8 protein-coding genes are annotated in these 15,828 nt (G+C 66.3%); 1 reads left to right on the top strand and 7 read right to left on the bottom strand.

Annotation, left to right across the window (positions count from 1 at the left end; translation table 11 throughout):
• Positions 1-9 precede the first annotated feature (9 nt).
• The 7 genes from MRBLMD1_RS20270 to MRBLMD1_RS20240 are packed head-to-tail and all read right to left on the bottom strand — an operon-like array spanning position 10 to position 14,423.
• A complete protein-coding gene (locus MRBLMD1_RS20270) occupies positions 10-1,587 on the bottom strand; it encodes a serine/threonine-protein kinase (protein WP_364403005.1) in 1,578 nt (525 codons plus the stop codon).
• Positions 1,584-3,071 carry an FHA domain-containing protein gene (locus MRBLMD1_RS20265; RefSeq protein ID WP_364403002.1) on the bottom strand — a complete coding sequence of 496 codons (1,488 nt, stop codon included), beginning with the start codon at positions 3,069-3,071 and terminating at the stop codon, positions 1,584-1,586. Before MRBLMD1_RS20265 ends, MRBLMD1_RS20270 begins: the two co-directional genes overlap by 4 nt.
• Positions 3,049-3,876, bottom strand: a complete 828-nt coding sequence (locus MRBLMD1_RS20260; RefSeq protein WP_364402999.1) for a PP2C family protein-serine/threonine phosphatase — start codon at positions 3,874-3,876, stop codon at positions 3,049-3,051. The genes MRBLMD1_RS20265 and MRBLMD1_RS20260 overlap by 23 nt, the downstream gene beginning before the upstream one ends.
• Positions 3,873-6,176: a transglutaminase-like domain-containing protein gene (locus MRBLMD1_RS20255; RefSeq protein WP_364402996.1), complete on the bottom strand. Its 2,304-nt coding sequence runs from the start codon at positions 6,174-6,176 to the stop codon at positions 3,873-3,875. The genes MRBLMD1_RS20260 and MRBLMD1_RS20255 overlap by 4 nt, the downstream gene beginning before the upstream one ends.
• On the bottom strand, positions 6,176-7,480 hold the full coding sequence (locus tag MRBLMD1_RS20250) for a DUF58 domain-containing protein (RefSeq protein ID WP_364402993.1): 1,305 nt from the start codon (positions 7,478-7,480) through the stop codon (positions 6,176-6,178). The genes MRBLMD1_RS20255 and MRBLMD1_RS20250 overlap by 1 nt, the downstream gene beginning before the upstream one ends.
• Positions 7,477-8,451, bottom strand: coding sequence for an AAA family ATPase (locus MRBLMD1_RS20245; protein WP_364402990.1), 975 nt, complete (start codon positions 8,449-8,451; stop codon positions 7,477-7,479). The genes MRBLMD1_RS20250 and MRBLMD1_RS20245 overlap by 4 nt, the downstream gene beginning before the upstream one ends.
• Before the next feature lie 11 nt (positions 8,452-8,462).
• Positions 8,463-14,423 carry an Ig-like domain-containing protein gene (locus MRBLMD1_RS20240; protein ID WP_364402987.1) on the bottom strand — a complete coding sequence of 1,987 codons (5,961 nt, stop codon included), beginning with the start codon at positions 14,421-14,423 and terminating at the stop codon, positions 8,463-8,465.
• Positions 14,424-15,012: 589 nt separating this feature from the next.
• On the opposite strand from MRBLMD1_RS20240, the gene MRBLMD1_RS20235 reads away from it, so the two are divergent.
• Complete coding sequence (locus tag MRBLMD1_RS20235) at positions 15,013-15,321, top strand: hypothetical protein (RefSeq protein ID WP_364402984.1); 309 nt, start codon at positions 15,013-15,015, stop codon at positions 15,319-15,321.
• Positions 15,322-15,828 lie beyond the last annotated feature (507 nt).

Below are 15,828 nucleotides of genomic sequence, written 5' to 3'. Positions count from 1 at the left end.
CGGGGCTGCTCACGGGACGCACCCCAGGGACGGTTCGTCCGACGTTCGCCCCGACGAGCGACGCAGGAGCACCTCGACACACGTGCGCCCGCTGCTGGCGGCCGGAACGGTGACGGTAGGACCGCTGATTTCCGCCAGCGGGCTGGATGAGCCTTGCTCAACGGTGCGCCACAGATAGCTGTCCCCTTCCTTGGGGTCGGGGTCGCTCCACGAAAAAACCACCTTCTGGCCCTCGACCTTGCCCGTGAGAGCCGTTACGGCCGGAACGGAGCCTCCCGCCGGCGCGATCGCCACCGGCGCCGCCGTGCTGGGCCGGTTCCCGGGGCTAGGGCCGTTCAGTGCGCCGGACGCCGCGATGACCGCTGCCAGCACACCTGCCGCGCCGAGGGTCGCGGCCGCGATTCCGATCACGGCCAGACGGCGCCGGGGCCTGCGCACCGCCGGTGCCTCCGCCTGCGGGTCCACGGATACGGGCCGGAGCATGGTGTCCGGCACCGGGGGCGCCGCCAAACCAGCGGGGGCGGGACGGGCAGAGAACTGGACCCTGTCGATCGTGACATCGAGGAGAGGGTCCTCATCCTGATTTCCGGGCAGCGGCCGGGTTGCCGGCGGCAAATTCTTCGCCGTCGGTACCGGCGAGGCCTGGGCCTGAATGCTGACGATGTTGCGGATGCGGGTCCCGTCGTCGTCATCAGCGGCCTGCTCAAGGATGAACTCTTCCTCCACGACGTCGATGCCCGTGGCCTGCATACCGAGCCCGATTTGGGTGCGCTGCAATTCCAGCGCGAAGGCCATGGCAGTCGGGAACCGGTCGCCGGGCGTCTTGGACATCGCCCTGCGCAGGACCTGTTCCAAGGCGTTGGACACATCAGAGCGGCCGATGGGAGGCACCGCGGCTGTGGTGATCCGGCCGATCAAGTCCACGTGGGTGTTCGAAGCCCCCGGGACTTCGAAGGGTGAGCGCCCGGCCAGCAGCGTGTAGAGGGTTGCGGCGAGGGCGTACACGTCCGATGTTGCGTCGCTTCGCGCCGGCGCCGCGAACGATTCCGGCGGCGACCAGGGAACGGACATGCCGCTGGCCTCCGCGCCCGACCCTGTGGTGGCGGCGATACCGAAGTCGGTCAGTGCGGGCCGGCCATAATCGGTGACCAGAACATTCGCGGGCTTGATGTCCCGGTGCAAGATGCCGGCACGATGCGCCGTTTCCACCGCGGCGGCAATCTGCACGCCGATCCGCAGGGTCTCGGCTTCCGAAAGCCGCTCGCGCCGATACCGCGCCTGCAGGTTGGGTTTGGAGCAGTACTCCATCACAAGGTACGGCCTGCGGTCCTCGGAAATTCCCGCCTCATGGATCGAAACGATCGACGGGTGCGTGGCCAGCTGCGCCATGAGGTTCGCCTCGTCGGTGAACTCCGCGACAGTGTCGGTGCCGAGCTTGTCGAAAAGCATCACCTTGACGGCTACTTGCCGGCGGGGGAGGAGCTGCTGGTAGAGGAACACGTCAGCGAAGCCGCCCGAGCCGAGCAGTTGAAGGTACTCGAAGCCCGGCAACGACGGAGGAGCCGACGGCGGCCTGCGGGCGCTCATCGGAGGCCCTCGAAGCCGAGTTCCACGCCGTCACCCATCTCCAGCCGGTCGCCGGCCACCAGGATCGTTGATTCCCCGGGCTGCAGGCGGACCGGATCACAGCCCGGGCGCAGCAGCCTCGTGCCGTTCATCGTGTCGAGGTCCACCGCCAGCACGTCCTCGCCGATCAGCCGCAACTCAAGGTGGCTGCGGGAGATGTCCTGGTTAGGGCTGGGAACGGTGACCAGACGCGGGACGTTTCCGCCCTGGACCCGGACGAGCTGGGGCCGGCGTCCTACCACGGCGCCGCGGTCAAGTGTGACCCGCTCACCTGTAGAGACGACAAGGGTCGCGGGAGCTCCGCGTCCCGGGGCTGTAAGGCCGCCGGGGATGACTGCGCCCGCCTGAGCCATCAACGATTGGATCTTCGCGGTCGAGACCGTCTCGTCGTCGTGGTCTCCCAGCCTGTCCGGGCCCACTGGTTCGGGCAGGGTTGTCCCTGCGAACTGAGGCAACCCTGAAATCATGCCCGCCGGGACGGGGCCGGGTTCGGCGGGGGATTCCACAGCGCGCACGGCTGCGCCCTCGACCGATGTCTTGGTGGTGTCGCCGTAGAGCAGCCTGTCGTAGTCCTCCGGCGCGGGAAATCCGTCGACAGTTCCAACCTCCCATGACCGGTCGGCGACGAGCGGCTCGATGGTCGTATCGCCACCAGGCGCTGGCCCCGCGGTCACCGCGGAGGACTCACCGGGCCCTGATTCCGGGCCGGGATCTTCCGGGGCAGGATCCCCTGATGCGGAATCTTCCGGGCCGGTCTCCTGACGTTCGGGGTCGGCTGCCCCGCCCACGGCATCTTCTGATAGCGGCACCGGATGCTCAACGGGAGGGGCAGCCATGACAGGAGGTGCGACGGCGGACGGTCCCGGGATCGGGGTTTCAAGGACGGGCGCTTCGATGCTTGACACGTCCGGGACGGATGGGTCGGTGTCCGGTCCGGCAGGCGGTTTCGGGGTTGCGGGCACCTGGAGCAGGACGGGGAGGGAGGGATCCGGGGGCACTGTCTGTGGCGCACCGAACGTGAACGCGATCTGACCGGCAAGCACGATCCCGTCGTTGATGGGCAGCCGCGGAGCGCCGGCGCCGGGTGCGGTCACCGTGAAGGATTCGACTCCCTCGACGCCGCGTTCGTTCCAGGTGGCCACGCCCATGCCGCCGACGATCACCTCGCCTGAGCTCGATGCGGCCCGGACCTCGAGGGGTCCGCGCACGGCGACGCGGACTTCGTCACCGGACGGGGTGCGGGACACGACAGCGAAGGGCGGCAAAGCCGAGAGGCTTGCGCCGAAACCGCTGACGATGCCCTCGAGTACGGCGGTAAGGCCGCCGCCCTCACCCAGCGCCAGCCACACACTCTCCGCCAATTCCGGCGGGACATCATGGGAAAGCATCGCCACGCCGTCGTCCGTCACGAGCGCGAACCAATCACCCGAGCTGTAGCGGCCCATGGCCAGTCCTTTCTTTGGTGCTCACAACACGTGGGAGGGTGTCCTCGTCGGGAAGCTGCGCCAGGGCGTCGACCTCTGCCACACGGTCGTTGGCGCGGAGGGCGTCAACGACGACGACGGTGACGTTGTCACGGCCGCCGTGCAGCAGTGCTTCGTGAACGAGGCGGGTAGCTGCCGTCTGGGGGGACCTTTCTTCCGAGAGCACCTGCGTCAATCTGGCTGCATCGAGTTCCTTGCTGAGGCCATCGGAACAGACCATGATCCGGTCCCCCTGGGCTATTGGAAGGAGCCAATAGTCGGGTTCGTCGTAGGAGCCGGCGCCGACAGCCTTCGTGATCACATTGCGGCGGGGATGGCGCTCGGCTTCGGTGGCGGAGATTTCTCCTTTGTCCACTAGGTCCTGGACTTCCGAATGGTCGACACTGATCTGTTCAAGTACTCCGGCGGCCAGGCGGTAAGTGCGCGAATCACCGATGTTGACGACCAGCCAATAGGCTTCGCCGCCCTGCTCGGTGACCGCCACCCCCGAGATCGTCGTGCCGGCGGCGTCGGCACCGGTGCTGATACCCGAAACGTCCTGGACGGCCCGGGCGAAGGCTCGTTCCACGTCATCGAGTGCCACGATTGGACGGCCGCGAAGTTCCCCAAAGGCGTCGATGGCGGCGGCACTGGCACGGTCGCCGCCGGTGTGGCCGCCCATGCCGTCCGCGACGAAGAACAGCGGCGGCTCGGCGAGAAAGGAATCTTCGTTCAGGGGCCTGCGCCGGCCGCGGTCGGAGTGGGCTCCCCAGGCAAGGTCGATCATTGGTTCTTCGCCTTCTTCAACGAAAGGTTGGTGATGCGGGGGAGGGGGATCCGTGAAGCCCGAAGCCGGACGTCGCGCATGGCAGAGCGCGCAAAGTACCTGGCTGCCAGGCGGCGCCGCCAGCCTACGGCGCGGCGGATCCTCTGGCCGGCTGTTTCGACATCTGCCCAGTACGCTGCGATCTCAGCATCGCTGGGCTGACCGGTCCCGAAGGCTGCGTGATCGGCACGGGAGGCCAGCGGGGCTATGGCCTCCCGGGGGAAGTGTTCGGCAAGCAGCGTCGCTTCCTCACGACGGGTGGCCCCGGCGGGAACATCGGCGCCGTGGTCCACGACGAGGTCGACCAGCTCGGACCAGCCGCCGCTGATCCGGTCTGGAGCACGTGAGGCGGCTTTTCGTGCGCGCCGCCGCCGCCACCGCAGCCAGGCAGCCAGCGCAGCGGGGGCCAGCAGCAGAGACAGGAGACCGATACCGGCGCCGGTCCAGCGTAGGGCAGCCCACAGGCCGGCAAGGTCGGTCGGGGCAGACCCGTCAGAGGCTTCTTTGACAGGTGGTGCGGGCGGAAGCTCGACCGGAGGGACCACGGGCGGGGGAGGCTGCTGAACCTGCGGCTGGGGCTTTTGCTGATGCTGAGGCACCTCCTGCTTGGGCACCTGATCCGTCGGTGGTGTTGGGTTAAAGGAAACCCAGCCAACGTGGTCAAACGGCACTTCCACCCAGGCGTGTACGTCGGCTCCAGTGATGGTGGTGGCGCCGGCGGAAGCGGGATGGTCCTGCCGGAACCCCATTACGACGCGCGCCGGGATACCGAGCTGGCGGGCCATCAGCGCCATCGCCACGGCATACTGTTCGTCATCGCCGACCATTTGGGTTCCCTCGAGCAGCGTGGATATCCGCTCGGAGGTGTGGCCGGCGCGCGACCTCGCTTGGCCGTCGAGCCCATGGCTGAAGAATCCGGCCGTGTGGAGCTTGGATTCGATGGCTTTCAGCTGTTCCCATGGCGTGGATGCGCCCGCCGTGAACTGCGTGGCCAGGGTTGCGACAATTTCGGGAACGTTTTGTGGCGTGGGAAGCGTCATCGCGGACACCCGGGCCGCGGCGAGCGTCGCGTCGTCGGGCGTCTTAGGGATGATGGCTTCGGCCGTGTATTGGTCCCCCTGGAGGACGCCGCCGACCATGACAGCCGTTCCGGTGCCGGGGTTGTAGTTCAGGCTGGCACGGCGGTCGGCCAGGGTTCCGTCGCCCAACTCCAGGGCGTCAAGGTAGCCGGCGTCCGGCATCCAGACGCCGGTCAGCTGGTCAATGGTCACCGAGTACGTGGCCTGGTCGCCTTCGGCCGTGGTGGTGATTTTGCGGCCCACGCGGGAGAACTGTCCGGCCCCGGCTGAGCCGTTGTTAGCGACCCGGTAGACGATCCCGTCGTATTGGTCCAGCGTGGCGAGGCGGATAGCCGCCCCTGGCGGGAGCCCCTCGACAGAGAAGAGTTTCAGGGACTCTCCGCCGGTGGTGAACTGGCGGAACGAGGTCAGCGGGCTGGCCAGATCGTGGGCATCCAGCGGTGGGACGACGGCGTCGCGCAGAACGGTGCGGTCGGTGGGCAGCGGGACGAGCGCGCCCGCGGCCATCCCCCCACCGAGTGCCAGGGCCAGTGTGGCTGCTGCCATCACGTGGCGGTTGCCGCGGGGCACCTCCCCCAGTGCGAGGTTCCCTGCGCCGCCGGAGCGGACGGCATAAAGGGCCCAGGCAGTGAGCAGGGCCGCCAGGACGGCTCCCAGGACAGCGGGCATGAACGCGGTGTAGGTGCCCAGCGTGATGGCCACGAGCAGGAGCACGCCGGCGGGCAGGGCCCCCCACTGGGGCCGCCGGCTGCGCAGGGTGATGCTTCCCGCCGCGGCGCCGCCGAGGATGCCGAGGGCGTACGGGGCGATCAGGAGCGCCTCCATGCCGGAGACGGGAGTAGCTGCTGTGAGCATGTCCTTCCAAACCTGGATCAGGCCCAGCGCGAGGGCCTTGAGTACATCCAGCGTTGGAACCGCCCCGAAAAGGCTCCCCTCACGCAGGACCAATGCCCCGCCGGCGGCGAAATAGGCCCCCACGGCCACAGTCGTGACACGCAGAGGTCCCAACCGCCACCGGGCCCCCACAGCCGCGGCGAGGCTTCCCAACAGCACTCCGCCCCCGAGCGCGGACCAGAACTCGGGCACGGCATAAACGGGGTACAGCGGAACCAGCGCGAGGGTAACCCCAATGGCGGCGATGACCGCCGCCAGGGTCCGTCGCCCGTCTCGTGGCATGGCCATCAGATCCCTTTCCGAAGGGCCGTGCCGAGGTCCTCCAGGGTCGGTACCGTCAGGAGGGTGAGGTCACCTGATGTGCGGCGGCGCAGCCCGGAGCTGGGGTCCACGGTTACGGCGACGCGGTGCGCTGCCAGGGGCAGCCGGGAGGAGGCACGGGTCAGCTGTTCCGGACCGACCCGGGATCCTGCCACCAGCACCACAACGGAAGCGCCGGGGGCATGGGCGGAGACCGTTCCGGCCTGGTCCTGCAGCGGCCGGGCCCGCTCGTTCAGTTCCACGCCCGACAGGCCGTCGAGCAACTGTCCCTTGGTATGGCGGGCCATGGCGCGGTGGGGTCCCAGCAGGGTGATCGCCTTGCCGTCGGCAAGCGCGTGCACGCCGACCGAGCCGGCAATGCTGACGGCCAGTTCGAATTCGTCCGATTCGGCATACTCCGTGGGCCGGGAGGCTAGAAGAATGGCCACCTGTGAGCGGCGGGTTTCTTCGAACTGTCGCACCATGAGGTTTTGGGCTCGTGCGCTGGACTTCCAATGGATGTGGCGCCGGTCATCACCGGGTGCGTATTGGCGCAGGGCGTGGAAGGCGATGTCGTCATTCGAGATGTTCTGCCTGGCGAGCCCGTCGAGGTCGCGCAGGAGGCCGGTGGAGGAGTTGGCCAGTTGCACGATGCGCGGATGGACGTATAGCTCGGTGGGTTCGTTGAGTCCCGCGGCCCGGCGCAGCAACTGCAGGGGATCGGACTTCACGGACCGGACCGGGCCGAGCTGCAGGACGGCGCGGCGCTGGGTGGGGACGGTGAAGAGCTCCTCGAGTTCCTCACCGGCTGCCAGGCGCGGCAGCTGGAACGTGGCCAGGCCCCGGCCCACGGGGAGCTCAACCTGTGCCGGGGCGATGGGGCGGGTCCCCGCGTTGCGGACCAGCAGGCGTCCCACGGCCTGTTCCCCGACGACGACCCGCCTGCTGGCGAGGTCAATGGCGACGTCGTAGCGGGCCTTGCCGAGGACGAAACCGATGGCTGCGAGAAACAGGACCGCCAGAACCCAGGCGGCGGCCCAGAGTTCCCGCCAGCCCAGGACGAGCCCGAGGGCGATGGCGGCGGTCATCACGGCCAGGCCGACCCATCCGGGCCTGCTGATAATTCCCGCCCGGGATGCCGCCGCGGCCCACACCGGGCTGAGCCGTTGTGTCGCCGCCGTGACGGCGTCGATGCCCGGCCCCATCCGGTGCCGGAGCCGGGCAGCAGTGGCAGGGAGCAGCGCAGGCGACAGCAGTCGTCCGATGGGCCGCCTCTGCGCTGCCTGGCTCACGCTGCCGCGCCCCGTGTCTGCGGTGCGGCGACGTCTGCAAGGACCCTGGCAAGGACAGACTCGGCGGTCACGCCCGCGAATTCTGCCTCCGGGTCCAGGACAATCCGGTGCTGCCACACGGGCAGCACCAGGGCTTTGATGTCGTCGGGCAGGACGAAGTAGCGCCCTTCGGTGGCGGCCCATACCTTGGCGGCGCGGATGATGGCCAGCGATCCGCGCACGGAGACGCCGAGCCGGACGTTGGGGTCGGTTCGGGTGGCTTCGGCGAGTTGGGCCGTGAAGCGGAGCACCGCTGAATCCACGTGCACGTCGTCCACCAGGCCCGCCATGTCGGAGACCGCTTGTGTGGTGATGACCGGGGGGACCGTCGATGATCGGTCGCGTGTCGAGGCAGCCCCGAGGATCGCCTCGGCTGCCTGGAGGTCCGGGTAGCCGATGCTTGTCTTGATGAGGAAGCGGTCCAGCTGCGCCTCCGGGAGCCGGTAGGTGCCGGCCTGCTCGATGGGGTTCTGGGTGGCGATGACCATGAACGGCCGGCCCACCTCGTGCCCCACGCCGTCCACTGTGACCCGTCCCTCTTCCATGACCTCAAGGAGCGCCGACTGGGTTTTCGGTGAGGCGCGGTTGATTTCATCGGCCAGGACGATGGATGCGAAGACGGGGCCGCGGTGGAATTCGAAGCGGTGGCTCTGCTGGTCGTAGACGGTGATGCCGGTGACGTCGGAGGGCAGCAGGTCCGGGGTGAACTGGATCCGGTGATGCGTTCCATGCACCGTTGCCGCGAGCGATTTTGCCAGCTGTGTCTTGCCGGTTCCCGGCGCGTCCTCGAGCAGCACGTGGCCTTCGGCCAGCAGGGCTGTGAGGACGAGCCGGATGATCTCCTGTTTGCCGAGGACGGCCTGGCCGATGTTGTTACTGAGTTGCTGGAAGGTTCCGGCGAACCACGTGGCCTGTTCCTGGGTGATTGTCATGCTTCGCTCCTTTAGACGTTCTGGTGGACTGTCGCGGAATACGGCCCGCTCAGCCGGATTTCGTACCAACCTGATTGCCAGTCGGCCTTGCCGCACACCTGCTGGTTCCCCGTCCCGCTCAAGTAGCCGCTCCAGGAGTCGTACGGAGTGGTGCCTCCGAGGGTCTGGTTGGCGTAGCACTGGAGGGTGTAGTTGCCCGCAGGCAAGTTGGCGTAATTGAACTGCAGGAAGTACGTACCGGCCTTCCGCGAGTCGGGATTGCCCCGCGTAATGCTGAGCCGGACCGGGTTGCTGGTTGCCGATGCCGACGCAGTGGCGGTCTTCCGCGCGGGATCGGTCGCGTCGGTGGTGACCGTGACGGTGGCGTTGACCTGCTGGCTCGGACCGAGGCCGGAGGCCTGGTAGCTTGTCAGCCCCGCTCCGCCCGAGGTGTTGCCCGCCGACGTGTTCACCTGCACGCCGGTCACGTTCCTGCCGTTGCCATCTACCGACCAGGTGAAGGACACTGTGCCGTCACCGCCCACGCCTACAAGGTTGCGGACCAGGGGCGCACCGTAGGGGCTGACGGGGTTCGATGCGGTGGCCGCGCCCGGGGAGACACCCTGCACGGTTGACTCGCCCCATACCTGGATGGTGTAAGAGGTGCCGTTGACCAGCCCGGGAATGGTCCCGGACGTCGCGCTGCCAAAGGACCCCGTCAAACCGCCCGGGGTCGCCTTCCAGCGCCAGTTGATCTCGTTCGGGCGGTTGCCGTTCAACGACCCAGGCGTGAAGCTGACCTGCGAGCTGCGGTCACCTTCGGTTGCCGTGACGCTGGCCGGCGCAGAGGGTGCGTTAGCGGCCCGACGTGGGGCTGAATCGGCGCTGGGCGCACTGACGCCGGCCTTGTTGCGGGCCGTCACGGAGAACGAGTAGTCGGACTCGCTGGTATCCACCGTGACGTTTTGGCTGGTCCCGGCGAGCGTAAGCGTGTTCACGACGGCGCCGCCCCGCTTCACGCTGAGCGTGTAGTCAGCGATGGGGTCGCCGTTGGCGTTGGGTGCTCCCCAGCTCACGGCGATTTGCGCCTGGCTGCCCACCGCCGTCGAGGGCGTGGTGACGGGCGAAGGCGGTGCGTCCGGCACGCCGGCGGGTATCACCGACGCTGAATACGGGCTCCAGGCCGAGGGTTCGGGGGCGCGGTTGTTCGCCTGGACGCGTATTTGGTAGGCCACCCCGTTCTCGAGCCCGTCCCAGACCATCGAATTGCCGGTGACCCCGGTCTTTTGGACTGACCCGTAGGCCGGTGCCGGGGAGATCTCCAGCGTGTAGCTTGTGACTGGCGACCCGTGGCTCGTGGGTGTCGTCCAGGACACGGAGACCTTCTTGTCCCCGAACACGAGCGCGGGCGCGGCGGGAGCCTCGGGCCGCGCATCAGGCCGGGCAGGTGCCGAAACCGGCGAGGGGTCGGAGGTTCCGACATCGTTAGTGGCCGTGACGGTGAAGGTGTACTCGACGTCGTTGGTGAGTCCGTCCAGGGTGCAGGTGGTGGACGGACAGGACTTGGAATAGCCCTTCGAGGACGAGACCGTGTAGCCCGTGATGGGTGAGCCGTTGTTGGAGGGCGGAGCCCAGGAGAGCACGACGGTGCTGTCCTGGATAGAGCTGACCGAGGGGATGCCCGGGGCGCCGGGCTTTCCGCGCACGGTCAGTTTCACGTGTCCTTCGACCTGGCGCTCGGGTGCGTTTGTCGCATCCTGCACTTCGTAGCTGACGATCATGACGCCGACGAAGTCCGCGCTGGGCGTGATGGCGACCTTGCCGCCTTCCAGTTCCGCGGTACCTGACCCGGAGTCCACGTGGGCGCCGAGGAGCTTCAGCGGTGTCTCCGGGAACGGGTTCACGTCGTTTGCGAGGACATCGACAACGGACTTCTGGCCGGCCTTCGCGTCGGGCACGACGTCGTCATTCGCGGCGGCAGGCGGCCTGGAGGAAACCACCGTGGTCAGCGTGAACGTGGCAGTGGTCGGGGCAGAGGTGCCATCGCTGACCTGGACCACAACCTTTTCGCTCGACCCGTGCGGAGCGGATGCGTCCGCTTTGAGCCAAAGCCGCTGGCCCTCGATGCGGGCGGAGAAGCCACCCGCCACGCTGCCCTGGATGCTGTAGACCAGGCGCTCGAGGTCCCCGGGGTTGGGGTCCCGGGACAGGCGTGCGAGGTTGACCGGCGTCTCGGCTTCCCCGGGCGCCAGCTCGATAGTCGTGCCCAGCAGGGTGGGCGAGACATTCTGCGCGGGAATGACCTGGAGGGGGATGGAGATCGTGGCGGTGAGCCCGCTGGCGTCATCCGGGCCGGTGCCGTCAGTGACCAGCACCGTGAGGGTGTCCGGTCCGTAGTAGTCCGGAGCCGAGGTGTAGGTGAAGGTGTGTTCGTCTTTGAGCAGCGGGGCGCCGTTGGAGTGGGACGTCCGTACACTGTCGGCCGTGGCGATCCGGGCCGTGCGGCCCTCACGCACTTTGACGACGTCGGCGAGGTTGATGGTGAGTGGGTCCCCGCTTTTTACCTCAAGAGCTTTGAGGACCGACAGTTCGGGCCTCAGGTCTTTAAGGCCCGGCACATGGATGAACGCCGAAGCGGTCAGGCCGTCTTCGTTCGTGACCGTGTACAGAATGACCTGGGACAGGTCAGTCAGTTTGACGGTGACCGAGCCGTTGCCGGCCGACGCGTTGGGGTCATCGGAGGAGATGCGCAGGTCCGAGGCGACGCCGTCGGGGTTTTCGTCGTTGGCGAGAACCGGGACATCGACCGACGTTTTGCCGTACATCTCGATCTTTGTCACGTAGTCGTCCCGGGCGATGGGCCGCTGGGCGGGTGCATCCTCCCGGACGTCCAGGACGAGGGACCCTATGGAGCTTGAGCCATAGGTGTCGGCGACCGTGTACTGCACGGTGTACTCGCCGGCGCGTGGGGGAGCGGTAACCAGGATGCGGCCGTCGGTGACCTTGGCGGAGATCCCGTCAGGGACTTTCAGTCCGTCGGTGACCAGGAGGATCGGGTCTCCGTCGGGATCGCTGTCGTTGGCGAGCACCGGGACGGAGACGGTGCGGCCCGGCTTCACCGTCACGTGATCGGTGGCGGCATACGGGGCCTGGTTCTGGGAGCTTGGCGGTGCGATGCCGACCTCCACCGTGCCTGTGGCCTCCGCACCTTGGCGGTCGCGGACGACGTAAGTGAAGGAGTCGCGGCCGGATGAGTCCGGATAGGCCTCGTAGTTAAGCCAGGTGTCCCCTATGGTGACGCGGCCCAGTTTCGGGGCGTCCCTCTGGCCGAGGAGTTCGACTGAGTCGCCGTCCGGGTCAATTCCGTCGAGCGGCACGGGAATGCGGATGGTGGTGCCGGCGATGACGCGGGCCGTGAGGGGCTGTGGGCGGGGGGCTGAGTTGTGGGCGTCGTCCTCGGGCAGCACCTGGATGCTCACGTATCCGGCGGTCCTGTTGCCCTGTGAGTCGGCGACCTCATAGGTTGCGTGCACCGTCCCCGGATTCTGCCCGGCCCGGAACCGCAGTTTGTCCCCGCTGATGAAGGCTACGCCCTCGCTTGGCGTGGGTTTGGGTTCGACGAGGTCAGGCAGGAGCGTCAGGGTGTCGCCGTCGGGGTGGTAATCGTTGTGCAGCACGTCGATGGTCACGACGTCGCCGGCCCTAACGGTGGCGGAGTCATCTACCGTCACCGGGGGGCGCAACGTGGCAGGGAGGGGGACGGGCAGGACAAGTACTTCGCCCGTTGCGGCCTGGTTGCCGTTGGAGACGGTGTAGTGGAAGGTGACGGGGTGGCTGAGGCCGACGGTGTCGGTGACCCGGACGACGCGGTTCTCCAGGACTTCTGCCGTGATCCCCAGCCCGGGTGGCACGTCCACTGATTGGACGATGAGGATCCCTCCGGCGGCATCGCTGTCGTTGGCGAGGACGTTCACCAGGGCGGATCTGCCGACCGGGACCATCGCGACATCGAGGACGGCGACGGGACGGCTGGATCCGGTGCCCGGGATCACGTCGATGCGGATCAGGCCCACCGCTGAGTTGGGTCCGTCGGTCACCAGGTACTGCATGTAGTACGTGCCCGGTGTGGCCGTCATGAATGTGATCGTGCCCGCGGTGAAGTCGGCGGTGATGCTGGCCCCTGGAACCGAGTCATACTTTGCCAGCCGCAGCGGTGCGCCCGAGGGGCTGACGTCATTGAGCAGCGGGGACATGGTCAGGGGTGTCGAAGCGACGGCTGTCATCCGGTCCGCGTTGGCAATGGGCCGCAGCGAGCCTTTGGGCAGCACTTCGACCCGGAGCACGCCCTCCGAGTCTGCCGTCCCGTCCGAGACGACGAGCTTGACCTCCTTGACCCCTGTTTGGCCCGATACCGCCGCGAAATCGATGATGCCGTTGCTTCGGAATGTCACGCGGTCCCCCGAGGTGGTGGTCGCGGACTTGAGGTACATCGCGTCGCCGTCGGGGTCGCGCCAGCCTTGGAGCGCGTCCTGCTGGAGCGTCGCACCGGCCTCGACCTTGATGGACTGGGGGTGCTTCAGCTCGGGCGGGGAATTCTGCCCCGCAGGTCGGACAGCAAGGGTGATGGTGGCTTCCGCGGTGCCGCCCCTGCCGTCATCGACGCGGTACCGGAATGAAAGGGAACCGGTGGCGCTGGCAGGGACGCTGACTTGAAGGGCCGCTCCGCCCAAAGCCGGCTGGACCTCGACGCCGGGCGGGGCCGATCCCGCCAGTGAGGCCGAGAGCACGTCGCCGTCGAGGTCGGAGCAGTCCTCGGTGACACGAAGGACTGCTGTGCGGCCGGCGCGGGCGCCGAATTGCTGGTCGACGGCGACGGGCGGGTGGTTTTGTTCGGTCCGTTTCGGAAGGGTGACCTGCTGGTCCGGGCTCTTCTCTTCCTTGTCGTCCTGGATGTCCGGGGGTGGAACCACGTCGTTCCAGTTCTGCACTAGGAGCATTTTCTGGGTGACGAGCCAGACGCCGCCGCCCTGAACGTCGTTCAGGACGACGACGTCCCGGTTGACCCGGAAGACCAGTTGGGCGTTGGCGGGCATGTTGGGGACGATCCCGGATTCAGACTTTCCGGCACCGCAATCCCGGACATAGGTGGAGGTCCCGGACCATGCGGCGTAGGCACAGCCATTCAGCCAGACAGGGGCTGTGGGGGCGGAATTCGCACTCGTCTTGGGAGCGCGCGTGCTGGTGGCAGTGCCGCCGTCAAGAGGCTGGGACACAACTGCGCTCAATGTGCCCACCAGGACGCGGTCGTTGGCTTGCCCGTTCTGTTGGAGAGCGCCGCCTTTTCCGTCCGGAACGGCGACCTTCTGGCCGCCCGGCAGGTACAGTTCCCCGTTCCCTGAATCGAAGACCACGGCGTCCGGGCCGACGGCAGCCACGCTTAGCTTTGCGTCCTTGGGGACGTCAGCAAGCTTGCGAGTTGATTTCTGGACGTAGTCCTGATCTTTGGGCGTGTAGTCACGCACTTCACCGAGCGTCGGCGAGAATGCGTGGATAACACCGTCCAGGCCAATAGTGGCCACGGCACCGGGACCCAGCTTGGCCAGCGGCTCAGCACCGCCCAATCGGAGGCCATCGATGCTGCCGATCGGGACCGCATAGAGGTCGCCGTCGGCGAGGATCGCCACAGTGTCAGATCCGGCAGAGACGCTGGCCCCGGCGGGAAGGGTGCCGCTTCCCAGCAGTGTCACCCGAGCAGGGTCGATTTGGGTGAGAGTGGAATTCGCGCTGTCTTGAACCAGGACCGTGTCGCCCTGCTGCAGGACGTCGTACTGGGGTGCTTTAGTCCGAAGACCGGAATCCAGCACCCTCGAGGGGAAATTCAGGTGGCCCACCAAGAGGTCCGACTGTTTGGTAACCCAAACACCGCCGTCATTAAGCTTAAGGTCAGCAGCAGGAAGTCCGTCGCACTGGAAGGCCAGGGCTGCTGCTGCCAACGAGATGCTGGCCAACGCCGAAACAGATGCAGTCCTGCGGCGTTTACCTTGCAGCAGCGAAGAGATCCCCATACTTGATTGCCCCCACATTCACACTTGAACGCGCATGCCATGTATTTGTTGCGCGTCAAGTCAAGTAGACAATGTGTAGCAGGTGGCTGCGCAATGGGACAAAATCCCCATGGTGACGGACTTCGCAAAACTATTAGCGTTCGTAATAAAAAAGTAGTGGGCAGTGCTTAGTTATTGAGAGTGCATTGTCACTTTGCTTTGGGGTTCGTGCTGGCAGAGGCCACGCCGCTGTTGTCAACGCGATATAGTCCTCATGGAAATGCGACCGTACGATTCTTGATGAATTCTTGCGCGATTCCTGTGCCATTCTTGAGGAAGATTTGCAGTCCGGCTGATCCGCGCGGGATGAGCACCGTTGGTATGGGCGGTGACGGGGACATAAAGCTGAAAACGTTCGGCGTGAAGTCTGTTCGAGCACGTTGTTGGCGGGGTATGTTCTAGCCCGGGGGACGATCGGCGACCGGCAGGTGCTGGCAGCGGGGGAGCCCCGCATAGCTAGCATCAAGAAAGGTTCATCATGTCGTATCCGCAGAGCTCAGGCCAGCAGCCTTACCAATACCCGAACTACCCGAACGTGCAGCAGAACAACTCCTTGGAACATTTTCAAGGCTCGAAGTTCAAGGAAAAAGCGACCATCTTCGGTGTGCTCGGGTTTTTCATTCTTGGCATAGTCTTCGGACCACTCGCGATCTCGAATGCAAGGAAAGCCGAAGCGCTGCACCACTCGGCCACCCTTGGAAAGATCCTTGGCTGGATTGATACGATCGCCGGTATCGTCTGGCTACTTATCTTCGTTCTCATCATGGCGAACGCCGGTAATCGCTAGGCCTGGGAAAATCGCTACGGTCGTTAGTGCGGCGGTGTTCCGCAGGATGTGGCCAAATGCAGTAAATAGCAGTTGTCGCGGTCCACGCTGGGCTGTCCGTTCTCAATGTAGTTGTCAGTAGCGACGTGGGAACTGACAGGTTGGATGAGAGAAATCCGGCAAACTCTTTCTCGTTCATATTGTCAGTTCCGTAAATCAGCAAAGTGCCTGCGGCGGGCACGGCCAAGGACTTTTGCCAGTCACAGCAAGGGCGGGCGTTGGCTGACAACTTGGCTGAGAACCGTCCAAAATCCGTCGACTGACACCTTTGATGCGAAAACTGACATCCGGAATGAGAACGGACATGGGCGGCCCTGGAAAGAACTTTCCTGCCCATTCTCAACTGGCATACACGGTTATTCATGGGCCGGGAGTAGCTCTATCGGAGGGCAGTAGTTCCGTTGGCCTGGGTCTGCCGAGGGTCGGTCCTTCGGAAGCTGCTGGCCGCCTTATCGTTACATCGTGAGA

Source organism: Pseudarthrobacter sp. LMD1-1-1.1 (genome assembly GCF_040676255.1).
GTDB lineage: Bacteria > Actinomycetota > Actinomycetes > Actinomycetales > Micrococcaceae > Arthrobacter.
Note: the sequence above shows the minus strand (reverse complement) of the source record. Positions and strands in the feature narration are given on the sequence as shown.

Bases quoted from the DNA above. Each gene is read 5' to 3' on its own strand.
- MRBLMD1_RS20270 (WP_364403005.1), bottom strand. From the start codon at position 1,587: ATGAGCGCCCGCAGGCCGCCGTCGGCTCCTCCGTCGTTGCCGGGCTTC.
- MRBLMD1_RS20265 (WP_364403002.1), bottom strand. From the start codon at position 3,071: ATGGGCCGCTACAGCTCGGGTGATTGGTTCGCGCTCGTGACGGACGAC.
- MRBLMD1_RS20260 (WP_364402999.1), bottom strand. From the start codon at position 3,876: ATGATCGACCTTGCCTGGGGAGCCCACTCCGACCGCGGCCGGCGCAGG.
- MRBLMD1_RS20255 (WP_364402996.1), bottom strand. From the start codon at position 6,176: ATGGCCATGCCACGAGACGGGCGACGGACCCTGGCGGCGGTCATCGCC.
- MRBLMD1_RS20245 (WP_364402990.1), bottom strand. From the start codon at position 8,451: ATGACAATCACCCAGGAACAGGCCACGTGGTTCGCCGGAACCTTCCAG.
- MRBLMD1_RS20235 (WP_364402984.1), top strand. From the start codon at position 15,013: ATGTCGTATCCGCAGAGCTCAGGCCAGCAGCCTTACCAATACCCGAAC.